The 23,740-nt window shown below is 64.4% G+C and carries 20 protein-coding genes; 12 read left to right on the top strand and 8 right to left on the bottom strand.

Annotated elements, in window-relative coordinates; all coding sequences use genetic code 11:
- Positions 1-55 precede the first annotated feature (55 nt).
- Positions 56-2,050, bottom strand: coding sequence for a transketolase (gene tkt, locus ABHF91_RS05145; protein ID WP_409422396.1), 1,995 nt, complete (start codon positions 2,048-2,050; stop codon positions 56-58).
- A 266-nt stretch (positions 2,051-2,316) separates the two neighbouring features.
- Here tkt and metK point away from each other — a divergent pair, with 266 nt between their 5' ends.
- The gene (gene metK, locus ABHF91_RS05140; protein WP_409422395.1) at positions 2,317-3,471 is read left to right on the top strand and encodes a methionine adenosyltransferase; all 1,155 of its coding nucleotides are present in this window, start codon (positions 2,317-2,319) and stop codon (positions 3,469-3,471) included.
- 198 nt (positions 3,472-3,669) lie between these two features.
- On the opposite strand, the gene ABHF91_RS05135 is transcribed toward metK, so the two are convergent.
- From ABHF91_RS05135 to ABHF91_RS05125, 3 genes are read right to left on the bottom strand one after another with little or no spacing between them, the layout of a single operon-like run.
- Positions 3,670-4,596, bottom strand: a complete 927-nt coding sequence (locus ABHF91_RS05135) for an efflux RND transporter periplasmic adaptor subunit (RefSeq protein WP_409422394.1) — start codon at positions 4,594-4,596, stop codon at positions 3,670-3,672.
- A 13-nt stretch (positions 4,597-4,609) separates the two neighbouring features.
- Positions 4,610-4,810 carry a DUF1656 domain-containing protein gene (locus ABHF91_RS05130; RefSeq protein ID WP_409422393.1) on the bottom strand — a complete coding sequence of 67 codons (201 nt, stop codon included), beginning with the start codon at positions 4,808-4,810 and terminating at the stop codon, positions 4,610-4,612.
- A gap of 2 nt (positions 4,811-4,812) precedes the next feature.
- A complete protein-coding gene (locus ABHF91_RS05125; RefSeq protein WP_409422392.1) occupies positions 4,813-6,786 on the bottom strand; it encodes an FUSC family protein in 1,974 nt (657 codons plus the stop codon).
- A gap of 122 nt (positions 6,787-6,908) precedes the next feature.
- Between ABHF91_RS05125 and ABHF91_RS05120 the strand changes: the two genes are divergently transcribed.
- The 4 genes from ABHF91_RS05120 (at position 6,909) to ABHF91_RS05105 (ending at position 11,755) form a co-directional block, all read left to right on the top strand.
- Positions 6,909-7,841, top strand: coding sequence for a LysR family transcriptional regulator (locus ABHF91_RS05120; protein ID WP_409422391.1), 933 nt, complete (start codon positions 6,909-6,911; stop codon positions 7,839-7,841).
- 135 nt (positions 7,842-7,976) lie between these two features.
- Positions 7,977-9,416, top strand: a complete 1,440-nt coding sequence (locus ABHF91_RS05115) for a 6-phospho-beta-glucosidase (RefSeq protein ID WP_409422390.1) — start codon at positions 7,977-7,979, stop codon at positions 9,414-9,416.
- 198 nt (positions 9,417-9,614) lie between these two features.
- Positions 9,615-11,246 (top strand): methyl-accepting chemotaxis protein, encoded by a 1,632-nt coding sequence (locus ABHF91_RS05110; RefSeq protein WP_409422389.1) that lies wholly within the window; start codon positions 9,615-9,617, stop codon positions 11,244-11,246.
- A gap of 317 nt (positions 11,247-11,563) precedes the next feature.
- Complete coding sequence (locus tag ABHF91_RS05105) at positions 11,564-11,755, top strand: hypothetical protein (protein ID WP_409422388.1); 192 nt, start codon at positions 11,564-11,566, stop codon at positions 11,753-11,755.
- An 84-nt stretch (positions 11,756-11,839) separates the two neighbouring features.
- Here ABHF91_RS05105 and ABHF91_RS05100 read toward each other — a convergent pair whose 3' ends face one another.
- Positions 11,840-12,322 carry a GNAT family N-acetyltransferase gene (locus ABHF91_RS05100; RefSeq protein WP_409422387.1) on the bottom strand — a complete coding sequence of 161 codons (483 nt, stop codon included), beginning with the start codon at positions 12,320-12,322 and terminating at the stop codon, positions 11,840-11,842.
- 162 nt (positions 12,323-12,484) lie between these two features.
- Between ABHF91_RS05100 and ABHF91_RS05095 the strand changes: the two genes are divergently transcribed.
- Together ABHF91_RS05095 and ABHF91_RS05090 are read left to right on the top strand one after the other, a co-directional pair.
- A complete protein-coding gene (locus ABHF91_RS05095; RefSeq protein WP_409422386.1) occupies positions 12,485-13,060 on the top strand; it encodes a SprT family zinc-dependent metalloprotease in 576 nt (191 codons plus the stop codon).
- A 130-nt stretch (positions 13,061-13,190) separates the two neighbouring features.
- Complete coding sequence (locus tag ABHF91_RS05090) at positions 13,191-15,224, top strand: BCCT family transporter (RefSeq protein WP_409422385.1); 2,034 nt, start codon at positions 13,191-13,193, stop codon at positions 15,222-15,224.
- A gap of 67 nt (positions 15,225-15,291) precedes the next feature.
- On the opposite strand, the gene ABHF91_RS05085 is transcribed toward ABHF91_RS05090, so the two are convergent.
- Entirely contained in the window at positions 15,292-16,113 is an 822-nt protein-coding gene (locus tag ABHF91_RS05085) for a DUF5718 family protein (RefSeq protein WP_409422384.1), read from the bottom strand.
- A gap of 154 nt (positions 16,114-16,267) precedes the next feature.
- Between ABHF91_RS05085 and ABHF91_RS05080 the strand changes: the two genes are divergently transcribed.
- Genes ABHF91_RS05080 through ruvX form a run of 5 tightly spaced genes read left to right on the top strand, consistent with a single transcriptional unit; the run spans position 16,268 to position 19,668 of the window.
- The gene (locus ABHF91_RS05080) at positions 16,268-16,957 is read left to right on the top strand and encodes an endonuclease (protein WP_409422383.1); all 690 of its coding nucleotides are present in this window, start codon (positions 16,268-16,270) and stop codon (positions 16,955-16,957) included.
- The gene (rsmE, locus tag ABHF91_RS05075) at positions 16,957-17,688 is read left to right on the top strand and encodes a 16S rRNA (uracil(1498)-N(3))-methyltransferase (protein WP_409422382.1); all 732 of its coding nucleotides are present in this window, start codon (positions 16,957-16,959) and stop codon (positions 17,686-17,688) included. The genes ABHF91_RS05080 and rsmE overlap by 1 nt, the downstream gene beginning before the upstream one ends.
- A 9-nt stretch (positions 17,689-17,697) precedes the next feature.
- Positions 17,698-18,669 (top strand): glutathione synthase, encoded by a 972-nt coding sequence (gene gshB / locus ABHF91_RS05070; RefSeq protein ID WP_409422381.1) that lies wholly within the window; start codon positions 17,698-17,700, stop codon positions 18,667-18,669.
- Positions 18,670-18,685: 16 nt separating this feature from the next.
- Entirely contained in the window at positions 18,686-19,240 is a 555-nt protein-coding gene (locus ABHF91_RS05065; RefSeq protein WP_409422380.1) for a YqgE/AlgH family protein, read from the top strand.
- Complete coding sequence (gene ruvX, locus ABHF91_RS05060) at positions 19,237-19,668, top strand: Holliday junction resolvase RuvX (RefSeq protein ID WP_409422379.1); 432 nt, start codon at positions 19,237-19,239, stop codon at positions 19,666-19,668. Before ABHF91_RS05065 ends, ruvX begins: the two co-directional genes overlap by 4 nt.
- Positions 19,669-19,683: 15 nt before the next feature.
- Here the strand turns inward: ruvX and mtlD are convergent, their stop codons facing one another.
- Together mtlD and ABHF91_RS05050 are read right to left on the bottom strand one after the other, a co-directional pair.
- Positions 19,684-21,906, bottom strand: coding sequence for a bifunctional mannitol-1-phosphate dehydrogenase/phosphatase (gene mtlD, locus ABHF91_RS05055; RefSeq protein WP_409422378.1), 2,223 nt, complete (start codon positions 21,904-21,906; stop codon positions 19,684-19,686).
- Between the two features lie 356 nt (positions 21,907-22,262).
- Complete coding sequence (locus tag ABHF91_RS05050) at positions 22,263-23,693, bottom strand: alanine/glycine:cation symporter family protein (protein ID WP_409422377.1); 1,431 nt, start codon at positions 23,691-23,693, stop codon at positions 22,263-22,265.
- Positions 23,694-23,740: the final 47 nt, after the last annotated feature.

The raw sequence follows: 23,740 nt of genomic DNA, 5'->3' as shown, positions 1-23,740 counted from the left end.
ATAAAACGGGAGCCGAAGCTCCCGTTGCATAGCTGAATCCAAGCTGAACCAAGACTCAGAAAAGGGCCTTGGCCTTGGCCACCACGTTCTCCACGGTGAAGCCAAACTCCTTGAACAGCAGCTCGGCCGGGGCGGACTCGCCGAAGCTGTGCATGCCGATGATGGCGCCGTTCAGCCCCACATACTTGTACCAGTAGTCGGCGATGCCGGCCTCGATGGCCACCCGACGGCTCACCAGGGCCGGCAGCACAGATTCCTTGTAAGCGGCGCTCTGGGCGTCGAACAGGTCGGTACAGGGCAGGGAGACCACGCGCACGGCACGGCCTTCGGCGCTCAGCTGCTCGGCGGCCGCCACGGCCAGCTCCACTTCGGAGCCGGTGGCGATGAAGATGAGATCCGGCGTACCGGCACAATCCTTCAGCACATAGCCGCCCTTGGCCACGTCGGCCAGCTGTTGCGGGGTCCGCTCCATCTGTGCCAGGTTCTGGCGGGAGAAGATCAGCGCACTGGGGCCGTCCTTGCGCTCGATGGCGTACTTCCAGGCCACGGCGGACTCCACCTGGTCACAGGGACGCCAAGTGCTCATGTTGGGGGTCAGACGCAGGGAGGCGATCTGCTCCACCGGCTGGTGGGTGGGGCCGTCCTCACCCAGACCGATGGAGTCGTGGGTGTAGACGAAGATGGAGCGCTGCTTCATCAGGGCCGCCATGCGCACCGCGTTGCGGGCGTACTCCATGAACATCAGGAAGGTGGCGCCGTACGGGATCAAGCCACCGTGCAGGGCGGCACCGTTCATGATGGCGGACATGCCGAACTCCCGCACACCGTAGTGCAGGTAGTTGCCGGCGGCGTCATCCGCGGTGATGGAGACGGAGCTCTTGTGGATGGTCAGGTTGCTGGGGGCCAGGTCGGCGGAGCCGCCCAGCAGTTCCGGCAGCAGGGCACCGAAGGCATCCAGGGCGTTCTGGCTGGCCTTGCGGCTGGCGATCTTGGCCGGGTTGGCCTGCAGATGGGCGATGAAGTTGGCAGACTCCTCGGCCCAGTTGGCCGGCAGGTCACCGGCCATGCGGCGCAGGTATTCGGCGGCCAGTTCGGGATGGGCCTCCTCATAGGCGGCGAGCTTGGCGCTCCACTCACGTTCCAGCACGGCGCCATCAGCCTTGGCATCCCATTGCTCGGCGATGGGTGCGGGAATGACGAACGGCTCGGCGGTCCAGCCCAGGAACTCCCGGGCGGCGGCGATTTCGGCCGCACCCAGGGGTGAACCGTGACAGTCGTGGGAGCCGGCCTTGTTGGGGGAGCCGAAGCCGATGATGGTCTTGCAGCAGATCAGGGTCGGCTTGTCGGTCTCGGCCTGGGCGGCCTCGATGGCGGCCTTGATGGCCTCGGCGTCGTGACCGTCCACGGCGCGGATCACCTGCCAGCCGTAGGCTTCGAAACGGGCCGGGGTGTCATCGGCAAACCAGCCTTCCACGTGGCCGTCGATGGAGATGCCATTGTCATCCCAGAAGGCGATCAGCTTGCCCAGCTTCAGGGTACCGGCCAGGGAGCAGGCCTCGTGGGAGATGCCTTCCATCATGCAGCCATCGCCCATGAACACATAGGTGTGGTGATCGACGATGTCATGACCAGGACGGTTGAACTGGGCAGCCAGGATCTTTTCGGCCAGGGCCATGCCCACGCCGTTGGTGATGCCCTGGCCCAGGGGACCTGTGGTGGTTTCCACGCCCGGGGCATAGCCGTATTCCGGGTGGCCCGGGGTACGGGAGTGCAGCTGACGGAAGTTCTTCAGATCCTCGATGGAGAGATCGTAACCGGTCAGGTGCAGCAGGGAGTACAGCAGCATGGAACCGTGGCCGTTCGACAGAATGAAACGGTCACGATCGGCCCATTTGGGGTTGGCCGGGTTGTGCTTGAGGAAGTCCCGCCACAGCACTTCGGCGATATCGGCCATCCCCATGGGGGCGCCCGGGTGACCCGAATTGGCTTTTTGTACGGCATCCATACTCAATGCGCGGATGGCATTGGCGAGCTCTTTACGAGAAGGCATCTGTTTCTCCTGCGTGATTCTGTGCGCTTATTCAGCTTGTCCTGTTCTTTCGGCGCGCATTGTCCCAAACAGCCCTGAGGCGCGCAAACATTATCTGCCCAGCGACACCACGCGCCCCAAGCCCGCGCACCGGAGGGAAAATTTACTGGCAATGGCGCCCTCGCCTACATAAAATAGACGTCCAGATGGGAATACATCCGTATCCTCCCTGCTCATATGCCAATCCGGCGACCCCAGGTCGCCCCGTCAGATAGATAGAGAACATCATGGCTAGACTCTTTACCTCCGAATCCGTTTCCGAAGGCCATCCCGACAAGATCGCGGATCAGATCTCCGACGCGGTACTGGACGCCATCCTGGCCCAGGATCCCATGGCCCGGGTGGCCTGCGAAAGCTTCGTCAAGACCGGCATGGTGCTGGTGGGTGGCGAGATCACCACCTCCGCCTGGGTGGATATCGAAGAGCTGGTTCGCAACACGGTCCGCGACATCGGCTATGTCCATTCCGACATGGGTTTCGATGCCAACTCCTGTGCCGTGCTCAGCGCCATCGGCAAGCAGTCCCCGGACATCAACCGCGGCGTGGACCGCCAGGATCCCAAGGAGCTGGGTGCCGGTGACCAGGGCCTGATGTTCGGCTATGCCAGCAACGAGACTGACGTGCTGATGCCCGCCCCCATCACCTATGCCCACCGCCTGGTAAAGCGCCAGTCCGAGGTGCGCAAGAACGGCGTGCTCCCCTGGCTGCGGCCGGACGCCAAGAGCCAGATCACCTTCGCCTACGACAGCGACGGCAAGATCCAGGGCATCGATGCGGTGGTGCTCTCCACCCAGCACCGTGAGGATATCGAGCACGATCAGCTGGTCGAGGCGGTGCAGGAAGAGATCATCAAGCCGGTCCTGCCCAAGGAGTGGCTCAACCACAACACCAAGTACTTCATCAACCCCACCGGCCGGTTTGTCATCGGCGGCCCCATGGGCGACTGTGGCCTGACCGGCCGCAAGATCATCGTCGACACCTACGGCGGCATGGCCCGTCACGGCGGCGGTGCCTTCTCCGGCAAGGATCCGTCCAAGGTGGATCGCTCCGCCGCCTACGCCGCCCGCTACGTGGCCAAGAATATCGTCGCCGCCGGCCTGGCGGCTCGCTGTGAAATCCAGGTCTCCTACGCCATCGGCGTGGCCGACCCCACCTCCATCAGCGTGGAAACCTTCGGCACCGGCAAGCTGGACGAAGCCAGCCTGATCAAGCTGGTGCGCCAGTTCTTCGACCTGCGCCCCTATGGCCTGATCGAGATGCTGGATCTGAAGCGCCCCATCTACCAGGCCACCGCCGCCTACGGCCACTTCGGTCGCGAGGAGTTCCCCTGGGAGCAGACCGACAAGGCCGCCCTGCTGCGGGATGCCGCCGGTCTGAAATAATCCCGGCACTGTGAAGCAGACATAAAAAACAGGAGGCTCAGCCTCCTGTTTTTTATCTAGCTGTAGCCCGCCGCGAAAAATGAAAAAAGGCACCGGACAGAATGAAAAACCTCAGCACCCCGGTTTCTCATTCAATGCGGTCCCTTAGATGTTTTATCCGCATAACGCGATGATGATGTCGACAGCTCGACCAATCGCTTATTGAGCGGGCTGAGCGGCAGAAACAGCCTGGTTGCCGGCTTGCGCCTGACTGGCCGCATCACCTTCCACCACGGTCACACTGGCGGTCTGGCCCGCCACCAGGCGAACCCCAGCCGGGATCGGATCCAGGCGAATGCGCACCGGGATCCGCTGGGCCAGCCGCACCCATTCGAAGGTGGGGCTCACGTCCGCCAGATCCCCCTGGCTACCGCTTTGCACATCGTCCTGGATCCCGCTGGCGATGCTGCTCACCTCCCCGGTCAGCGGCTGGGCTATGCCCATCAGGCGGATCTCCACCGGATCCCCCACCCGGATGCGGGGCAGCTTGGTCTCCTCGAAATAGCCCACCACGTAGAACTCCTTGGCGCTGAGCAGGGCCAGGGCCGGGCTGCCGGCCTGCTGGTAATCCCCCACGTGCAGGGAGAGGTTGGTGACATAGCCATCACTGGGCGCCCGTACCTCGGTGCGCGCCAGGTTGAGTTCGGCCTGTTGCAGGGCCACCTTGGCCTGCTGCAGCTCGGCCGCCGCCACCTGGGCCTCCGACAGGCTCTGTTCCCGGGCCGCCTGGCTCACCATCTGATCGAGCCGCTGGGTACGGTGGGCATCCCGCGCCTTCTGTGCCTGGGTCAGGGTCAGGCGAGCCACGTTGGCCTCAGCATCGGCCACCGCCAGGGCATAGCGACTCTTGTCCACCACAAACAGGAGATCCCCCTGGTGCACCAGCTGATTGTCCTTGACCCGCACCTCGCTGACGAAGCCGGCCACGTCGCTGGTGAGACGGATAAGCTCGGTGCGCACCCGGGCGTCCCGGGTCCAGGGCGAGGCCTGGTAATAATCGAACAGATGAAGCGCCGCCACCACGGCCAAGCCCACCAACAGCAGGGTGGCCACCACCCGGGGCAACAAAATCCAGAATGAACGCATGCAGACCTCGATATCAGGAAAACAGACGGGGCAGCAGCTGCAGCAGTCGCAGCAGGCCCCAGGTAGTCAGAATGAAGACCGCCAGCCGTGCCAGCTGGGGGTGCCACAGCCAGCGATAGCAGGCCCCCGGGATCAGGGGCTGCAGCAGCAGGGACAGGCATCCGGCAAGCAGCAGGGGGGACAGCAACAGGCCCCCCATATCCAGTTCCAGCATGGTCAGCTCCTTATGGGTTGAATGAAAAAGGCTCTGTGCAGCCGCAGGGCCAACAACAGGTGATCGAAATGATGCAGCACGCTGGCCGGCACCGCGCCCGCCGGCTGTGCCAGGCGCCGCCGCTGCTCATCCAGATTGGCCAGCAGTGCCGGGTAGATCTGCGCCCGGCTGCCCCGTGGCTGGCTGAAGAAGTCGATGAGTGCCCGACGGCTCTCCTGCAACGCCCGGCGGCTATGGGGCAGCAGCTGGGCGGCAGGCAGCTCCAACCGCAACAGGCTCAGCCCCATGCGCAGCAGGGCGCCGCCGCCCCCCAGCATGGCACCGGCCTGCTCGCCGGCCCGCTGCACCAGGCCCTGCAGTATGGCCTGTCCTCGGCTCTCCAAGGCGGCCCGGTCGATGCGGCCATCACCGCGGGCCACCCGGATGAAGAGCCGCTCCAGGGCCAGCTGCAGCCGCGGCAGCTGCACCTGGGCGCCCAGACGACGCAACACCCCGGTGAGCAGCAGCGGCACGCCTATGCCCACCTGTTGCGCCAACCCCAGGTTGATCAGGCTGAGCAGGGTGGAACGACCGTTGTTGGTGATGGTCAGCATGGCCAGGGTGCCCATCACCAGGGGGACGCTGCGGGGTGCCGTGGCCGGATTGCCGATACGCTGCCCCCCCCACAGCAAAAAGGGCAGCAGGACGCAGATCAGGCCCGTCAGATCATCCACTAGGGGCAAGAACACAAACTGCAGCACAGCCGTGATGGGCAAGGCCAGCAGGGAGCCGATGAAGAAGCCCTTGGCAGGCACCAGCGGGTTGTCACTGGCGGCAAACAAGGAACAGGCGACGCCGGTCATCATCACCGCCAGGTAGCCACTCTTCCAGCCGGTGGCCATCCACAGCAGGCCACACAACATCATGGAGAGCCCCGCCGTCACGGCGGTCTGGGTCGCCCGCCCCACGTCCACATGGGGATGACTGACCCGCCCCCGCCGGCGCCGACGCCGTGACGCCGAATTGAGCAAGTTGCTGAGCTGCTGGATCAGGTGATGGCTCTGCCACCAGTAGCCCAGCAGGCTGGCCAGCCGACCGTTGAGGCAGGCATTGGACTCATCTGCAAACAAGCGCTCGGGCGGCGTACCGATGCGCTCGCCGGCCGCCAGCCGCGCCAGGGTCTGCCGGGCCAGCGCCAGCAGCTCGCCCAGTGTCGGCTCCGTCGCCCCCTGGCGCCGGATCTCCTGCAGCAGGTCCGCCAGGCTCAGCCCCAGGGTCAGCTGAGCCTGCAGCTCGCTATGCAGCTCGGTGAGCAGCCCACGATGGGACCGCAGCCGCGATGAGTCGCTCACCGCCTGCGGCCGCAGCTGCTCCAGCTGACCCAGTTGCAGCAGCAGGGCCTCGGCGCCGCCGGTGGTGGGATCCGCCAGCAGCTGCCCCTGCCACGCCAGCAACTGGCGTTGCCAACCGGCCAACTGACTCAAGAAGCGCTCATGGGTACGGCGTGGCCACAGCAGCAGATCCAGCAGCAGGTAACAGGCAATCCCCAGGCCGATCTCCTCCACCCGACTCAGGGCCACCAGGAAGAGACCATCGGGATGATCCACATAGGGCAGGGTGATGAAGACCGCCGTGTAGCCGCTCAGCAAGAAGGCGTAGCTGTACAGGCTCTGCTCCAGCAAGGAGAGGAAGATACACAGGGCCAGCCACAGCGACAGGGACGCCAGGTGCAGCAGGGGCCACTGAATAAACCAGGTGGACAGACACAGGGCCGCGATCCCCCCCACCAGGGTACCGGCCAGCCGTGAGGCCCCTTTCACCAGGCTCATGCTGGCAAACGGTTGGGCGACGATGAAGGAGGTCATCATGGCCCAGTAGGGTCGATCCAGCCCCAGGTAGATGGAGAGGGTCAGGGCCAACAGGCTGGCGCAGCTGACCTTGATGGCAAACAGCCACTTGGCATCCAACGGACGGAGGTGAAGGTAATCAGGAAACATGGAAATACAACGGCTCAAACAGGGAAATCGAAGCCGACAATCGGCCTTTTTTTACGATAATCATTTAAAAGTGTTTAGAATAGACGGCAATTTCTGCATGAAGTATTAAGTGAGGCTTCATAATGGAACATCTGAAGCGTTTGGCGGTGTTCGCCCAGGTGGTGGAGTCCGGCTCCATGACAGCCGCCGCCCGGGTCCTGGAGATGACCCCCTCGGCGGTGAGCCAGCAGATCCGCCAGCTGGAGCAGGAGACCGGGGTGGTGTTGCTGCACCGCTCCACCCGCCAGCTGAGCCTCACCGCCGTGGGCGAAGGGGTCTACGAGCACTGCCGGGAGATGCTGCACTCGGCCCGGGCCGCCGAGCAGATGCTGGCGGCCCAGCAGGATGCTCCCAGCGGCGAGCTGCGCATCGCCAGCACCATCATGTTCGCCGCCTACCACCTGGGCCGCGCCCTGGCCCCCCTGCTGCACGACTACCCCCAGCTGGGACTGCGGCTGCTCTCCACCAACGAGCCCGTCGATCTCATTGCCGACCGGCTGGATCTGGCCCTGCGGCTGGGGGAAGCGGAGGACTCCAACCAGATAGCCCGCCGCCTGGGCTCCTTGCGCTACGTGCTGTGTGCCACCCCCGCCTACCTGGCCCGCATGGGCACCCCCGCCGAGCCCGAGGATCTGCTGCGCCACCAGATGCTGATCCTCACCAGCCGGCAGAACCCCCATGTCTTTCCCTTCACCCACGTCAGCAGCGGCGAACGGCGGGAAATCGCGCTACCCGGCCGCATCCTGGGCAACGAGTCCCAGGCCCTGGCCATGATGAACCGCCAGGGCCTGGGGCTGTTCCACCGTTTCGAGCTGGACATCCAGAGCGAACTGGCCGCCGGCAGCCTGGTGCGGGTGCTGCCCCAGTGGCAGCTGCCGGCGGTCAACCTCTACGCCGTCACCAGCAGCCGCGAGGCCTTGCCGGCCAAGGTGCGCTACGCTATGCAGGCCATCCTTCTGTACCTGCGCCAGGCCCAGCGCCAGGGTGCGGCCATCGAGGTGGTGGAGGACTGGTAGCGTGGCGGCCGAGCAGTTCCGGCGCACAGGTCTTTACGCAACCGGTTGCATTTCCTTCTGCAGATCGCCATCATGCCGGCAGACCACGTCATCATGGGCGTGCATGCAACCAGTAACCAACAGGAGAACCGGGCCATGTCAGCAGCGTTGCCAGAGACATTTTTGTGGGGGGGCGCCGTGGCCGCCCATCAGCTCGAAGGGGGCTGGGATCAGGCGGGTAAGGGGCCGAGCGTCGCCGATGTGCTGACCGGTGGCGCCCACGGCACCCTGCGCCGCATCACCGACGGCGTGCAGCCGGGGGAGTACTACCCCAACCATCAAGCCATCGACTTTTACCATCACTACAAGGAAGACGTGGCCCTGCTGGCGGAGATGGGCTTCAAGTGTTTTCGCACCAGCATCGCCTGGACCCGCATCTTCCCCCGGGGTGACGAGGCCGAACCCAACGAGGCCGGGCTGCAGTTCTACGATGATCTGTTTGACGAGCTGCTGAAATACGGCATCCAGCCGGTCATCACCCTCAGCCACTTCGAGATGCCCTACCACCTGGCCCAGACCGGCGAAGGCTGGCTCAAGCGTGAGGTGATCGACCACTTCGTGCGCTTCGCCCAGGTGGTGATCCGCCGCTACCAGCACAAGGTGCGCTACTGGATGACCTTTAACGAGATCAACAACCAGATGAACACCGACTCGGATCTGTTCGGCTGGATGTGCTCCGGGGTGCGCTTCAGCCAGCAGGCCGATGCCCGCCAGGCCATGTACCAGGCGGTGCACCACCAGTTTGTCGCCAGCGCCCAGGTGGTCAGCTTCGCCCACGCGCTCAACCCGGATCTCCAGGTGGGCTGCATGTGCGCCTTCACCCCCTTCTACCCCTACTCCTGCCACCCGGACGACGTCATGCTGGCCCAGCAAGCCATGCGGGACCGCTACTTCTTCTCCGATGTGATGGTGCGCGGCGCCTACCCCAGCTATGCCCTGCGGGACTGGGAGCGCCGGGGCTATCACATCGAGATGGCGCCGGAAGATGCCGCCATCCTGGCCGCCGGCAAGGTGGACTACATCGGCTTCAGCTATTACATGTCCAGCACGGTGCAGGCCGGCGAGGCCAAGTCCATCGCCAGCAGCCAGGACGGCAGCTCCCCCTACTCGGTGGCCAACCCCCATATCCGCAGCAGCGACTGGGGCTGGAGCATAGATCCGGTGGGGCTGCGCTACGTGCTGGCCAGCCTGTATGAGCGCTACCAAGTGCCGCTATTTATCGTGGAGAACGGCTTCGGCGCCCTGGATCAGCCGGCCGAGGACGGCCGGGTACACGATGACTACCGCATCGACTACCTACGGGCCCATATCCAGGAGATGGTGAAGGCGGTCACCCTGGATGGGGTGGATCTGATGGGCTACACCCCCTGGGGCTGCATCGATCTGGTCTCCTTCACCACCGGCGAATACAAGAAGCGCTACGGCTTTATCTACGTGGATATGCACGATGACGGCAGCGGCACGGGCCAGCGTTCCCGCAAGCTCTCCTTCGACTGGTATAAGCAGGTGATCGCCAGCAACGGCCGGACCCTGTAACGACCCAACCTCACATCCCCACCCCGGGCCCGATCATGGGGCCCGGATGCTCCGACCAGTCAATCTCCCCATCGGTGTTAAGGTTTTCATAAGGTAGACGAGCTAATTATCTCGGCTATTTCAGCGCAGTGAGCTGCCGGTCTGACGCCCCAGGCACCATCGACAGCGCTGACCTCACAACAACGGATGGATTCACCAATGAAAGCACAATGGAGTGGGCTGCGCGTCAAGATCAGCGCCGGCCTCATACTGCTCACCTTGCTGCTGCTTATCAGCAGCCTGCTCAACTACAACGCCCTCACCACCTTAAGCGATCACAGCGAACGCATCGCCGCCCACCTGCTGCCGGCCCAGACAGAGGTGCTTAACGGCGACCGGGATCTCTATCAGGCGTTGCAGGCCGAACAGGAGGCCCTGCTGCCGGGTAATGAGGGAAAACTCGCCCAGACACAGGCCGACTTTGACGAAAACGTGCAGCAGGCCGGCGATCGCATGCGCCACTTCCTGGCGCTGATGACCGACTACCCCGAGGTCAGCAGCCGCCTGGCCGGCTTTGACACCAAGTTTGATGCCTGGCACACCCCGTCGGCCAAGGTGTTCACACTATTACAGGCAGGGGATCTCCCCCAGGCCCGTGCGGTACACGAGAGTGCCGATGAGGCCTTCAGCACCCTGCGGGAGCAGTACAACCTGGCCGGCGAGCTGGCCGACCAGTTGGCCCAGCAGATGCACGCAGACACCCGGGCGGTGAGCCAGGCCCGCAAGACCACCACCTGGATCATCGCCCTGCTCAGCCTGGTGATCGGCGTTAGCCTCAGCTACCTGCTGCCCAAGCTCATCGTCGGCGGCGTCCATGCGGTACGGGGCAAGATCGACGACATCAGCATGGGCGGCGGCGATCTGGTGAGCCGACTGCCCCTGCTGAGTCAGGACGAGTTGGGCCAGCTCTCCCAGAGCGTCAACCGCCTGCTGGAACAGCTGCAACGCCTGATCAAGGACGTCATCGGCGACGTGGGCGTGCTGGAGCACAACACCCTGGACATGGGTCACATAGTCCAGCAGGCCGAGGCGATCAGCAACAACCAGCACGAGCGGTTGGCCTCCCTGGTCACCGCCATCACGGAGATCAGCCACGCGGTGCAGGACATCTCCCAACACGCCCAGAAGACCTCCGGCCAGAGCCAGGAGGCGCAGACGGCCGCCGATGAGGGCATGGCCCTGCTGGAGCAGAACATCCGGCTAAGCCAGCAGCTCTCGGGCAGCGTGCAAAATGCCGGCGAGATCATCACCCAACTGGCCGCCGAGTCCGAACGCATCACCTCTGTGCTGGACGTGATCCGCGCCATCGCCGATCAGACCAACCTGCTGGCCCTCAACGCCGCCATCGAGGCCGCCCGGGCCGGCGAACAGGGCCGCGGCTTCGCCGTGGTGGCCGACGAGGTGCGCACCCTGGCGGGCCGCACCCAGCACGCCACCACCGACATCCAGAGCATGATCGGCACCCTCAAGCAGCAGGTGGCCAGCGCCGTGGCGGCCATGGACAACGGCCACGGCCAGATGCAGGCCTCGGTGGACATGGCCGAGCAGATGCGGGCCTCCTTCGCCGCCATCCAGGGCCTGGTGGCCGGAGTGCAGGACATGAACTTCCAGATCGCCTCCGCCACCGAGCAACAGAGCCTGGTGATGAACGAGATCAACCAGAACGTCACCGAGCTGGACGAGCTGACCCAGCAGGCCCACGCCGTGTCGGTGTCGGTCAACCAGAGCGGCCAGGCCATCGACGCCCTGGCACGCCAGCTGGCCGGCCGGGTCAGCCAGTTCAAGGTCTGAGCTTGAGTCGATAAACAACGCAGGGCGCCACGGCGCCCTGTTGCTTGACGCCCACGCCACCTTCCTTCCCCCCACGACGCGACCGCCGGCGGATTGTGACCGACAGAGGCTGCTCACCTTTACATTTGACACATTCCCAACTGTGAGCTACCCGAAGGATTTGCCCGGCAAAGCCCCCTAGGATAGGCGCCTTAATGCACCGCTGGCTGGCTCAAGGGTGCAAGATAGCAAGCAGATCGCCGAATAATACGAGAAGGACCGCCAGATAACGGCACTGGCGCAAGGGGTCCGACGCGACACAGTGGGGAAATAACGACATGGAACGACAGATCTCAATTGGCACCAAAACGATTTACGGTGAAGTCCACGCCATCCATTCCAGCAATGGCGAATGCACCTATTTTTGTGTGGACAGGTTCGATGCCCTCAACCTCATTCCCGAGGAGATGATCGAAGCCAGTCTCGCCATGGCGCACAACACGCCGACGGCAAAAGCCGCCACCAAATAAGTTCAGACCGACCGGCACCGACCCTAGCACTCGGCTGGGGTTTGCCTGCTCGCAGGCAAAACGCCGCTCCCCACGGCCTGGGACTCAGGCCGGCGCCTGCTGCCACCCGGGCCGCCGCAGATGAAGCAGGGCCTGCCGCTGCCCCTGCAGATCGAGCCTTGCCTCCACTTCATAGGGCATAAATCCCAGCTTGCGGTACAGCAGGAGTGCCCGGCTGTTGCTGGCAAACACCGACAGGTGCGGCTGGACACCCAGCCCATCACACACCCCGAGCATATGCCGCACCAACGCCTCTCCCAACCCCTGGCCTCGGCGCCCCTGCGCCACCACTACATTGCCCAGGAAGGCAGAGCGTTCCGGCACCAGCTGATAGAGGTTGGCAAACGCCTGCACCCGGCCATCGATCAAACCGACGGTTAGATGAGAACGCTCCCGGGCCAACCGGTCCAGCTGCTCGGCATCCCAGGGAAAGTGGCCAGCTGGATGCACCAGATACAAGGCCTGAGCATCCGGGATCAAGGCGGCAATGCCGGCATAATGGGCGGGCGTGGCAGGGATAAAGTCCATGTGTCCTCCGAGGGATGGCTGCCTATGACAGCTTGGTCGCCCATGATGCCACGCGCTTCCCCCGGCTCAAGCCCAATCACGGAACACCCAGCCAGAAATCACGGCACTCATCTTGTCCTCGCCAGCGCCCCCAGGCATCATGCCCCCAGCCAAGGAGATGCCATGACAATCCCCCCGCCGCCACCCCGGGCGGCGCCCGCCGTGTTGACCACGCACACCGCCAGCAACCATGGCCCCAGTGCCGAACTGCAACAGGCCTGTCGGCAACGGCTGGCGGACTGGATGGCCCGCCTGGTGTCAGCCGGCCAGTGGCCGGCGGGACGTCCGCTACCGCAACTGAGCTTCAATCAGCGTGGCAAGGCGGCCGGCACCGCCCGGTTGAGCCAGTGGGCCATTCGCCTGAACCCCGTGCTGCTGGCCGCCCATCCCCAGGTGTTTCTCGACGAGGTACTGCCCCACGAGCTGGCCCACCTGCTGGTGTTTGCCCGCCATGGCCGCACCCGGCCCCATGGGGTCCAATGGCAGCGCCTGATGCAGGACACCTTCGGACTGGCCCCTCGTGTCACCCACAACCTGGACGTCACCGCCCTGGCCGGCCCCCAGTTTGCCTACCGCTGCGCCTGCCGAGTACACAGCCTGAGCCTGCGCCGCCACAACAAGCTGCAACGGGGCCAGGCCCGCTATCTTTGCCGCTACTGCGGTGCCCCCCTGGAGCCCGCGGAGCCGGCTACAGGCTGACGGGACTGCCGATGCCTCTGATTCCAATTGAAGCTAGATCAGGGATCCGCTAGGCTTCTGTAACCCCACCTATTTTGCTCTCGGTTCGCGCAGGCGGGGTCAAGCCTCCCGTCTTGCTGAGGAACCCGTCATGACGACCCCCGAGCCCCGTACACCGCGCTGTACCCTGTCCCTGCCCATATTGATCCCCGGCCTGCTGTTTATCGGCCTGCTGCTGGCCATCTGCGCCCTGGCACCGGATGCCGCCGCCCGCTTCTTCGGCAGCGGCCAAAGCTGGATCGCCGCCCACTTCAGCTGGTTCTATGTGCTGGTGGTGGGCCTGTTCCTCATCATCCTGCTGGTGCTGGCCTTTAGCGACTACGGCAACATCCGCCTGGGCCCGGACGATGCCCGCCCCGAGTTCAGCTTCACCTCCTGGCTGGCCATGCTGTTTGCCGCCGGCATGGGTATCGGCCTGATGTATTTTGGCGTAGGGGAACCCATGACCCACTTCGTCTCCCCGCCCCAGGCCGAGGCCCTGACCCCGGCGGCGGCGCGGGAGGCCATGGTTACCACCTTCTTCCACTGGGGCTTTCACGCCTGGGCCGTCTACGCCATCGTCGGCCTGGTGCTGGCCTACTTCGGCTTTCGCTATAACCTGCCCCTGACCATCCGCTCCGGCCTCTACCCCATCTTCAAGGAGAAGATCCACGGCCCCCTCGGCCACGCGGTGGACGTGTTCGCCCTGGTGGGCACCATCTTTGGTATCGCCACCACCTTGGGCTACGGCGTGCTGCAGCTCTCCGCCGGCATCACCCGACTCACCGGCCTGGACACCTCGGGGGATCTGTTTCGCTTCGGCCTCATCGGCGCCGTGATCGCCCTGGCCGCCCTGTCGGCGGTCACCGGCCTGGACAAGGGGGTCAAACGTCTGTCCGAGCTGAACCTGGGGCTGGCCATCATACTGCTGCTGTTCGTGCTGAGCTTCGGCCCGACCCAGCACATCCTCGGCGCCCTGTCGGAGAACATAGGCAACTATGTCTCGTCGCTGCCCCAGCTGACCTTCCGCACCTTCACCTACAGCGAGACCAGCCAGGCGGGCTGGTTCGGTAACTGGACCCTGCTGTACTGGGCATGGTGGATCTCCTGGTCGCCATTTGTCGGCCTGTTTATCGCCCGCATCTCCCGGGGCCGCACCCTGCGGGAGTTCGTGCTGGGGGTGCTGTTCGTGCCCACCGCCTTCAACCTGTTGTGGATGACGGTGTTCGGCAACACTGCCATCTGGCTGAGCCAGCACGGTGGTCAGCAGGCCCTGGCCGACTCGGTGAGCAACGTGGACGCCCTGCTGTTCAACTTCTTCGATCTGCTGCCGGGTTCCGACATCACCTCGGCCCTGGCGGTGATCCTCATCAGCGTCTTCTTCGTCACCTCGGCGGACTCCGGCGCCTTTGTCATCGACAACATCGCCACCCAGGGCAAGGAGAACTCCCCGGTGTGGCAGCGGCTGTTCTGGGCCCTGCTGCTGGGGGCCACCGCCGGCATCCTGATGTCCACCGGCGGTTTGGCGGCCCTGCAGTCCATGACGCTCATCGCCGCCCTGCCCTTTGCCTTCATCATGCTGCTGCTCTGCCTGGGGCTGTGGCGAGGGCTGGTCGCCGACAAGGAACACTCCGCCCGGCGCCTGTCGCCGGCCACGGACTTCTGGAGTGGCAAGCAGTGGCGTAACCGGCTGGATCACCTGCTGCATCACGCCAACGAAGAGGATGCCCGCCGCTTCATGCAGCAAAACGCCCTGCCGGCGCTGCAGGCCATCTGTGCCGAACTGATGGCCCGGGGGATGGACAGCCAGGTGGAGCAGATCGACGAGCATCAATGCCGCCTGCTGGTGCCTCAGGAAGGCCGGCGGGACTTCTGCTACGGCATCCGCATCGAGGCGCGGCCTACCCCGGCCTTCAACCCGCTGGAGGCGGCCCACAGCAACGATCAGGCGGAGTTGATCTACGAGCCCATGACCTTCTTTGCCGATGGGCGGGCCGGCTACGACATCCAGTACCTGACCCGGGACGAGATCAGCGCCGACGTGCTGCGCCAGTACGAGCGCTACCTGGTGCTGAGCCAGGACGAGCAGCTGGATCTGCTGAGCGCCGCGCCGGAGCACGATCCCCCCGAGCCCAGCGCCAGCTAGGGACCGCCAAACAAAAGGCCAGGCAAATCGCCTGGCCTTTGTCTTGGTACGCTGTGCCGTGGCCCGCTCAGACCACCTGCTGACGCAGCAAGGAGACACCGGGAGCGTTGAGATCCCCCTGGGCCAGGGCGGCCTGCACCGCCGCGGGGGTAAAGTCGGCCGCCGGATAGACCACCACCAGGGACTCGTCACCGGGCTGCAGGTAGTGGCGCTCGCCAAATGGCGTGTAGCGGGTGGCGCCTATGCTGATGAGCGCCTGACGGGGGTGGCCCGCCTGGGCTAGCAACCCGGCGATGTGCTCGGCGGGCCCCTCATCCTGCTGGTGGTTCAGCTTGTCGATGAGCCAGTTCACCAGGCGTTCATGAAAGTAGCTGTACTCCACCACGGCGCTGTCCTGACCGTAGGGGTGCAGCTCACCGTCCCGACGCAGGAAGCTGGCGATGCGGTAACCATCCAGCACGCCACCGGGCAGCAGGCTGTCCAGCGGCAACAGGGGTCCGACGCCCTTGCTGTCCGGGCCCCAGTTTTTCTTCTCGCTGATCTTGCGGGCGTTGGGCTTGCGGATAGAGCAGTCGTTGTAGGCGGCAAAGGCCACCGGCTGCAGCGCGGTCACCAGACCGTCGCGATAGGTGAGATCGCACAGTATGGCCACCTCGGGCTCGATCTGCAGATTGTCGCCGCTGTCGGTGGTCTGAATGCGGCAGGAGGAGAGGGGAAACACCGCCAGGAAGCCCGCGGTCTCTGCCGGCACATAGAAGGGGAAGATGGCCTTGGGAGCCGTGGCATCCGCCACCTTCACCTGGGCGAAATCCTTGGCCTCGCCCGCCTGCTCCAGATGGCCGGCAAAGTTGCCCGCCACCCCCAGTCCGATTACCTTGTTCAGCTCCATTGTGTGTCCCTTGTGTGGCCTTGCCGTGGGTTTGACCAGGCCGAGTCTACCTGTCCGCCCGGCGCAGGCAAGCCCTGCCCCGCCCTTTTCTTCTGAGTCACGGATGTTATCCTAGCCCACCTGTTGTTGTGCTTACCGACCATAGTGTGCAGTCATGGCCTTGCGTAGTGTGTTGCTGGGGTGTCTTCTCTCCTGCTGTTTGTCGTTCAATCTTTATGCCCAGGATTTCAATCAGGCCAAGCGTCAGGGGGTCAGCCTGTATCGCGACCATCCGGTGACCTTCTATTGCGGCTGTGCCATCCGTTACCAGGGCAAGCGCATGCTGCCGGACTGGGCCAGTTGCGGCTACGCCCCCCGCAAGCAGGCCAAGCGGGCGGCGCGCATCGAGTGGGAGCACATCATGCCGGCCTGGGAGTTTGGCCACCAGCTGCAGTGCTGGCAGCAAGGCGGGCGGAAGAACTGTGCCAAGGCCGATGCGACCTTTCGCCAGATGGAGGGGGATCTGCACAACCTGGTGCCGGCCATCGGCGAGGTGAACGGCGACAGGGCCAACTACCGCTATCAGCAGTGGAACGGTGTGGCCAACCAGTATGGCGCCTGCCCCATGGTGGTGGACTTTGCCCAGCGCCGGGTGCAGCCGCCGGCGGCGAGCCGCGGCGCCATCGCCCGGGCCTATCTGTACATGGCCCAACGCTACAACTTGCGCATCGCCCAGCAACAGCTGAAACTGTTCAACGCTTGGAACCAGCAGTACCCGGCAGACGCCTGGGAATGCCAGCGCAACCGGCGCATCGCCAAGCTGCAAGGCCAGGCCAACCCCTTTATCTCGGAGCAATGTCCCTGATGCGAGTGCCCAGAATTTTTGAGCCCACGCCCCTCATTCCAGGCCAGCAGCTGGCCCTGTCGGAGGACGGCGCCAACCACGTCGGCCGGGTGCTGCGCATGCAGCCGGGCCAGGCCCTGGTGCTGTTCAACGGCCAAGGCGGCCAGTACAGTGCCACCATCAGCGCGGTGAGCAAGCGCCAGGTGGAGGTCACCGTCGAGGCGTTCGATGCCCATGAATGCGAGTCGCCCCTGGTGCTGCACCTGGGCCAGGTGGTGAGCCGCGGCGAGAAGATGGAGTTCACCATCCAAAAGTCGGTGGAGCTGGGGGTGCAGATCATCACCCCCCTCATCTCCGAGCGCTGCGGCGTGCGCTTAAACGGCGAGCGGTTCGACAAGAAGGTGGAGCAGTGGCAGAAGATCGCCATCGCCGCCTGCGAACAGTCCGGCCGCAACCGGGTGCCGGAGATCCGGCCGGTGCAGGCCCTGGGCGGCTGGCTGGCCGAACCGGGCGAGGAACTCAGACTCAACCTGCACCCCAGGGCCGCCTACAGCATCAAGACCCTGCCGGTGCCCACCCAGGGGGTGCGCCTGCTCATCGGTCCCGAAGGCGGCCTGTCGGATGAGGAGATCCAGCAGGCCGGCGCCGCCGGCTTCGTGGATGTGCTGCTGGGCCCCCGGGTGCTGCGCACCGAGACCGCGGCCCTCACCGCCATCACAGCCCTTCAATGTCGCTTCGGCGATCTGGCATAAGGAAACCCAATGACCATCAAACTCGGCATCGTCATGGACCCCATCGCGGGCATCAAGATCAAGAAGGACACCAGCTTTGCCATGCTGCTGGAGGCCCAGCTGCGGGGCTACGAGCTCTATTACATGGAGATGGGGGATCTCTATCTGGAGGATGGGGAGGCCCGGGCCAGCCTGCGCCGCCTGACGGTCAAAGAGGATCCAAACGGCTGGTTCACCCTGGGTGACCCGGAAGACGCCCCCCTGGCCATGCTGGATACCCTGCTGATGCGCAAGGATCCGCCGTTTGATACCGAATACATCTACGCCACCTACATACTGGAGCGGGCGGAAGAGGCCGGCGTGCTGGTGGTGAACAAGCCCCAGAGCCTGCGGGATGCCAACGAGAAGCTGTTTACCGCCTGGTTCGCCGAATACACCCCCACCACGCTAGTGACCCGCAACGCCCAGCGGCTGCGTGCCTTCCACCGCCAGCATCAGGATGTGATCCTGAAACCCCTGGACGGCATGGGCGGCGCCTCCATCTTCCGCATCAAGGCCGACGATCCCAACGTGGGGGTGATCATCGAGACCCTGACCGAACACGGCCAGCGTTACTGCATGGCCCAGACCTACCTGCCGGCCATCAAGGATGGCGACAAGCGGGTGCTGGTCATCGACGGCGAGCCGGTGCCCTACTGCCTGGCGCGCATCCCCGCCAGCGGTGAGACCCGGGGCAACCTGGCGGCCGGTGGCCGTGGCGAGCCGCGCCCCTTGAGCGAGGCCGACTGGGCCATCGCCCGGGCGGTGGCCCCGGTGCTCAAGGCCAAGGGACTGCTGTTTGTCGGCCTGGACATCATTGGCGACCGCCTCACCGAGATCAACGTCACCAGCCCCACCTGCATCCGCGAGATCGAGGCCGTCTACCCGGTGAATATCGCCGGCCAGCTGATGGATGCCATCGAACGCCGCCTGAGCCAGGCCTGGACGCCGGACCCCGCATAAGGACACAATGCCCTTCATGAGCTATTTGCAGAATCACCTACTCATCGCCATGCCCAGCCTCGAGGATCCCTTCTTCGAGCGCTCCGTGGTCTACCTGTGCGAGCACAACGAGGAGGGCGCCATGGGGCTGACCCTCAACGTCCCCCTGGAGCTGAATCTGTACGATCTGCTGGTGCAGATGAAGCTGCCCGAGCCGGGCGAGCACCTCAAAGAGGTGCCGGTGCTGGCCGGCGGACCTGTGCACAACGACCGGGGCTTCGTGCTGCACACCCCCCAGGCGGGCTACCACTCGTCCCGGACCCTCTCCGACGACCTGATGATCACCACCTCCCTGGACATCCTCACCAACCTGGGGACGGATGCGGCGCCGGAGCAGTACCTGGTGACCCTGGGGTACGCCGGCTGGGAGGCCGGTCAGCTGGAGCAGGAGCTGCTGGAGAACAGCTGGCTGACGGTGCCCGCCAGCCTGGATCTGCTGTTCGACACCCCCATGGTGGATCTGTGGCAGGCCGCCACCGCCACCTTGGGCATCAACATCTGGCAGATGCCGCAACAGGCAGGTCACGCATGAAGCCGGTTGGCCAGCGTACCCTGCTGGGCTTCGACTTCGGCACCAAGAGCATAGGCCTGGCGGTGGGCCAGGAGATCACCGGCTCCGCCCGCCCCCTGGGCGCCTGCAAGGCCAACGACGGCATCCCCAACTGGGACGACATCGGCAAGCTCATCCAGGAGTGGCAGCCGGATCTGCTGGTCATCGGCCTGCCCCTGAACATGGACGGCACAGAGCAGCCCCTGACCCAGCGGGCCCGCAAGTTCGCCAACCGGTTGCATGGCCGCTTCAACCTGCCCATCGCCCTGCAGGATGAGCGCCTCACCACCACGGACGCCAAAGCCCGGCTGTTTGAAGCCGGCGGCTACCGCGCCCTGCAGAAGGGCAAGGTGGACGCCCTCTCCGCCCAGCTGATCCTCGAATCCTGGCTGGCGGTGCCCCAGGGCTGAGGCGCCGCCTGCCAGTTAAGGGATGAGCGCCGCCCGCGTCTGCTGCGTCGTCACCTGCCGGCGGGCCACCTTGACCCGCGCCGGCTTGGCCGCTTGCTGCGCCGCCACCAGGGGCCGGGCGAAGAACTGCTCCGGCTGCTGCTCGTACTCGGCCAGCAGGGCCGTCAGCCGGTCCAGCAACGCTTCCTGCCCCGGCCCGACAAACCGCACCGGCTTGCCGGCCAGCCGCCAGTCATGGGTCAGCAGCCGTTCCAGACTGCCCTCCTCGGCATACCACTGACGCAGCTGGCGCCCCTCCTCGTCGGCCGGCGCCACCGCCTCCAATGCCCACAACAGGCCCGCAGCCAGCCCCAGCTCCAGCATGGGGCTGGCCAGCCCCTGCTCCTGGGCCAGGGTCAATGTGCCCAACACCCGCTCCCCGTGCTGCAGCTTGCGGATGGGATCCCGGCCCACCCGGTCACAGGGATCCTTGAAGGAGAGGCGACAGCGCTGCACGAAGGCGGGGATGAAGTCCGCCATGTAGTCGGCATGCTGGGGCCAGCGGGCCAGCAGCAGCGGCTGTATCTCCTCACGCATCAGACGATCCACCAGGCGCTGCACCCGCTCATCCCCCATGGCCTGCCCTATGGTCTGATGGCCCAGCAGGCCGCCAAACCAGGCCAGGATGGCATGGGTACCGTTGGACAGGCGGTTCTTGATCATCTGCAGGCCGGCGATGTCCTCCACCACCTTCACCTGGCGCAACCGGGCCAGCAGCGGACTCTGATCACTCACATACAGGGCCATGTCGGGCTCGCTGTTGAACAGCACCAGGTTGAGGCGGGCCAGCCGCTGCTGGATGCTGGACAGATCCCCCAACAGCCCGGCGATGGCCTGCAGGCTCAGCGGCTTGGCCTCGGTCGCCGGTTGGCCGGCCAGGGCCGTCAGATCCAACGCGGGGATGCCATCAAGCCGCGTCAATCCGCTCTGTATTTGTGTCAGCAGGGCCCGCTTGGGCAGACGGGAGACCATGCGGTTGACCACAGTCTCGCAGAAATGAACCCCCGCCAGCACCGCCATCGCCTCGGCCTGACCGACCCGCCGCAGCAACGCCTCCAGGATCTGCTGCCGCACGTACTGGCCGGCGCGCACCTTGTTGAGCACGATGAGCAGGGTCAGGGGACCGGCCGCCACCGCCTGGCGGGAAAGCAGGGCCCGGGCCAGCAGGTCAGCCTGCTGACGGATCGCCGGCTCAGGCAGGCACAGTGCCACCAGGGGACAGCTGCGGTACATGGCGATCACCGCCGTCTCGTCCGCCGCGTCGATGAGTTCCACATTCTTGATGGTCTGCTCGAAGGCCAGCCGCTCGTAGTTGACGGTGAACTGGCCGAAGGCATTGACCAGGTTGCGCAGCAAGGCGTTACCTGTGACGCCTATGATGCGTGCCGGGCGGGTGTAGCCGTCCCAGTTGGCAAGCACCTGGCTGAGATAACCGCCGCCTATGGCGCCAAAACCATGAATGCCGACACTCAGCTGATTGTGGCTCTGGGGAAAGCGTTCGTTGATCCTGGGCATGGGGTAACGGCGCGTCAGCGGGATCAGCGCCCTGAGAAACGCGTCCAGATCCTGACAGGCAAACAAGGCCTGCTGCCGGTAGCGCAGTTCGGGATCCTTGATGTCCTTGACGTAGACCGCCTGGCCCCCGGCGGCGAGGGCGGCCCGCAGGCCATTTTGCGAGTCCTCGAACATCAGGCACTGCTCCGGCGGGCAGGTCAGGCGCTCGGCGGCGGTGAGAAAGATCTCCGGATCCGGCTTGCCTTGGCAGACCTCGTCACCACAGACCACCACATCGAAATACTTGCTGAGGTTGGCCTGTTGCAGGTACTCCAGGGCGATGGCCCGCCGGCTGGAGGTGGCCACCGCCAGCAGGATGCCGTTCTTCTTGAGCCGCTCAAGCACGTCTATCAATGCATTCTTCACCGGCACGCCCTGCTGGCGCACATAGTCCAGCTCCAGCGCATCGGCCCGTTCACGGATCTGGGCATAGGGATAGGCCGCCCCGTAACACGCCTTGGCCAGGGCCTCGGCCCGCTGGGCGCTGAGCCCCAAAGAGTCCATTAATAGCTCGTCGCTCATGCTCTGCCCATGCAGCTCGGTGGAGGCCTGCTTGAGCATGGTTAAGCGCAATCGCTCGGTATCCAGCATGGTGCCATCCATATCGAAAATGGCCGCCGAAATCGATTTGCCAAAAATATCCATATTGCTGTTCTCCTCTGGTTTTTATTCTTTCCGTCAAGCCAACGGAAATGAAATGGTGTTCGCCTCCTCAAGTGATAATTATTATTTATGATACCCGCTCATCAACCTCGAATCAAACCGCCAGTTTTTGACCAAATGGGCAAGTTAAATTCAACAAGAATTGAACATGAAAAACAATTTCCTATCTGATTGTTTAATAATGTATTTTTATTTACATTATCAATTTTGGTAATGAGGTGAGCGATATTTAATGGATGAAGAAATGATGACGCGAAATCAAAATAAACGATGCGATTGACGGGCAAATGAAATAAGAAGGGAGGCCCTAGGCCTCCCAAATAAATCATCGCTGTCACTTAATCAGGATGTCGACCGTCCCAGATGCCGGGTTCGATCTGCTGCTTCAGCTCCGGATATTTGTTCACATCAAATACCGGCAACCGCCCGCTGTCACGCTGGGCGTTGTAGTCCTTGGCCAGGGTGATGGCCACCCCGGAGAGCAGCAACATGGCCACCAGGTTGGTCACCGCCATCAGCGCCATGGACATGTCCGCCATGGCCCACACCAGCGGCAGCTCGCCCACGGCACCAAACATCACCATGCCCAGCACGAACAGGCGGAAGATCACCATGCCCGCCAGGTGGTTGTGCTCCAGGAAGATGAGGTTGTTCTCGGCGTAGGCGTAGTTGGCCACTATGGAGGTGAAGGCGAAGAAGAACAGCGAGATGGCGATGAAATAGTCCCCCGCGCTGCCGATGTGGCTGGCGAGCGCCTTCTGGGTCAGGGTGATGCCGGTCAGTCCGGAGCCGGGCTGCAGCTGATCCGACAGCAGCACTATGGCGGCGGTGGCGGTACAGATCACAATGGTATCCAGGAAGACCCCCAGCATCTGCACATACCCCTGGGAGGCCGGGTGCGGCGGATAGGGGCTGGCGGTGGCCGCCGCATTGGGGGCCGAGCCCATGCCCGCCTCGTTGGAGAAGAGACCGCGCTTGATGCCCTGCATCATGGCCTGGGAGATGGCATAGCCCACGGCACCTGAGCCGGCCTGCTCCAGCCCCATGGCGGACTTGATCACCAGCATGAACACCCCGGGCAGGGCCTCCAGGTGCATCAGCACCACCACCAGGGCCATCAGGATATAGGCCAGGGCCATGAAGGGCACCACCAGCTCGGAGAAACGGGCGATGGCCCGGATGCCGCCGAAGATGATGAGGGCGGTGAGCAGCACCAGCACCAGCCCGGTGACCCAAGCCGGCACGGCGAAGGCCTCGGTCATGGCGGCGCTGATGGAGTTGGCCTGCACCGCATTGAACACCAAGCCAAAGGCCAGGATCAGGAAGATGGAGAACATGACCCCCATCCAGCGGGCCCCCAGGCCCCGCTCCATGTAATAGGCCGGCCCGCCCCGATAGGTCCCCTTGTCATCCTTCACCTTGTACAGCTGGGCCAGGGTGCTCTCCACAAAGGCCGTCGCCATGCCTATACAGGCAATCACCCACATCCAGAAGACGGCTCCCGGCCCCCCCAGATAGATGGCCACCGCCACCCCAGCCAGGTTGCCGGTGCCCACCCGGGCCGCCAGACCCGTGCACAAGGCCTGGAAAGAGGAGATGCCGGACTTGTCCGCCACCCGACTATGGCGCAGCACGGTGAACATGTGGCCAAAGTGCCGGAACTGGATGAAGCCCAGGCGAATGGTGAACATGAGACCGACCCCGATAAGCAGGTACACCAGCACTGTGCCCCACATCAGGTCGTTGATGAAGTTGATGATGTTATCCATCTGACTGACGTCCTCTAACGCTAGGTTCGCCGCGGTCTAGCCCGGCG

The sequence above is a fragment of the Pseudaeromonas aegiceratis genome (genome assembly GCF_046254905.1).
GTDB lineage: Bacteria > Pseudomonadota > Gammaproteobacteria > Enterobacterales > Aeromonadaceae > Pseudaeromonas > Pseudaeromonas aegiceratis.
The sequence above is the reverse complement of the archived record's forward strand: the minus strand, read 5'-3'. Positions and strand labels throughout refer to the sequence as shown.

Excerpts from the sequence above, each read along its gene's own strand:
- tkt (WP_409422396.1), bottom strand. The coding sequence starts at position 2,050 with ATGCCTTCTCGTAAAGAGCTCGCCAATGCCATCCGCGCATTGAGTATG.
- metK (WP_409422395.1), top strand. The coding sequence starts at position 2,317 with ATGGCTAGACTCTTTACCTCCGAATCCGTTTCCGAAGGCCATCCCGAC.
- ABHF91_RS05135 (WP_409422394.1), bottom strand. The coding sequence starts at position 4,596 with ATGCGTTCATTCTGGATTTTGTTGCCCCGGGTGGTGGCCACCCTGCTG.
- ABHF91_RS05130 (WP_409422393.1), bottom strand. The coding sequence starts at position 4,810 with ATGCTGGAACTGGATATGGGGGGCCTGTTGCTGTCCCCCCTGCTGCTT.
- ABHF91_RS05125 (WP_409422392.1), bottom strand. The coding sequence starts at position 6,786 with ATGTTTCCTGATTACCTTCACCTCCGTCCGTTGGATGCCAAGTGGCTG.
- ABHF91_RS05120 (WP_409422391.1), top strand. The coding sequence starts at position 6,909 with ATGGAACATCTGAAGCGTTTGGCGGTGTTCGCCCAGGTGGTGGAGTCC.
- ABHF91_RS05115 (WP_409422390.1), top strand. The coding sequence starts at position 7,977 with ATGTCAGCAGCGTTGCCAGAGACATTTTTGTGGGGGGGCGCCGTGGCC.
- ABHF91_RS05110 (WP_409422389.1), top strand. The coding sequence starts at position 9,615 with ATGAAAGCACAATGGAGTGGGCTGCGCGTCAAGATCAGCGCCGGCCTC.
- ABHF91_RS05105 (WP_409422388.1), top strand. The coding sequence starts at position 11,564 with ATGGAACGACAGATCTCAATTGGCACCAAAACGATTTACGGTGAAGTC.
- ABHF91_RS05100 (WP_409422387.1), bottom strand. The coding sequence starts at position 12,322 with ATGGACTTTATCCCTGCCACGCCCGCCCATTATGCCGGCATTGCCGCC.
- ABHF91_RS05095 (WP_409422386.1), top strand. The coding sequence starts at position 12,485 with ATGACAATCCCCCCGCCGCCACCCCGGGCGGCGCCCGCCGTGTTGACC.
- ABHF91_RS05090 (WP_409422385.1), top strand. The coding sequence starts at position 13,191 with ATGACGACCCCCGAGCCCCGTACACCGCGCTGTACCCTGTCCCTGCCC.
- ABHF91_RS05085 (WP_409422384.1), bottom strand. The coding sequence starts at position 16,113 with ATGGAGCTGAACAAGGTAATCGGACTGGGGGTGGCGGGCAACTTTGCC.
- ABHF91_RS05080 (WP_409422383.1), top strand. The coding sequence starts at position 16,268 with ATGGCCTTGCGTAGTGTGTTGCTGGGGTGTCTTCTCTCCTGCTGTTTG.
- rsmE (WP_409422382.1), top strand. The coding sequence starts at position 16,957 with ATGCGAGTGCCCAGAATTTTTGAGCCCACGCCCCTCATTCCAGGCCAG.
- gshB (WP_409422381.1), top strand. The coding sequence starts at position 17,698 with ATGACCATCAAACTCGGCATCGTCATGGACCCCATCGCGGGCATCAAG.
- ABHF91_RS05065 (WP_409422380.1), top strand. The coding sequence starts at position 18,686 with ATGAGCTATTTGCAGAATCACCTACTCATCGCCATGCCCAGCCTCGAG.
- ruvX (WP_409422379.1), top strand. The coding sequence starts at position 19,237 with ATGAAGCCGGTTGGCCAGCGTACCCTGCTGGGCTTCGACTTCGGCACC.
- mtlD (WP_409422378.1), bottom strand. The coding sequence starts at position 21,906 with ATGGATATTTTTGGCAAATCGATTTCGGCGGCCATTTTCGATATGGAT.
- ABHF91_RS05050 (WP_409422377.1), bottom strand. The coding sequence starts at position 23,693 with ATGGATAACATCATCAACTTCATCAACGACCTGATGTGGGGCACAGTG.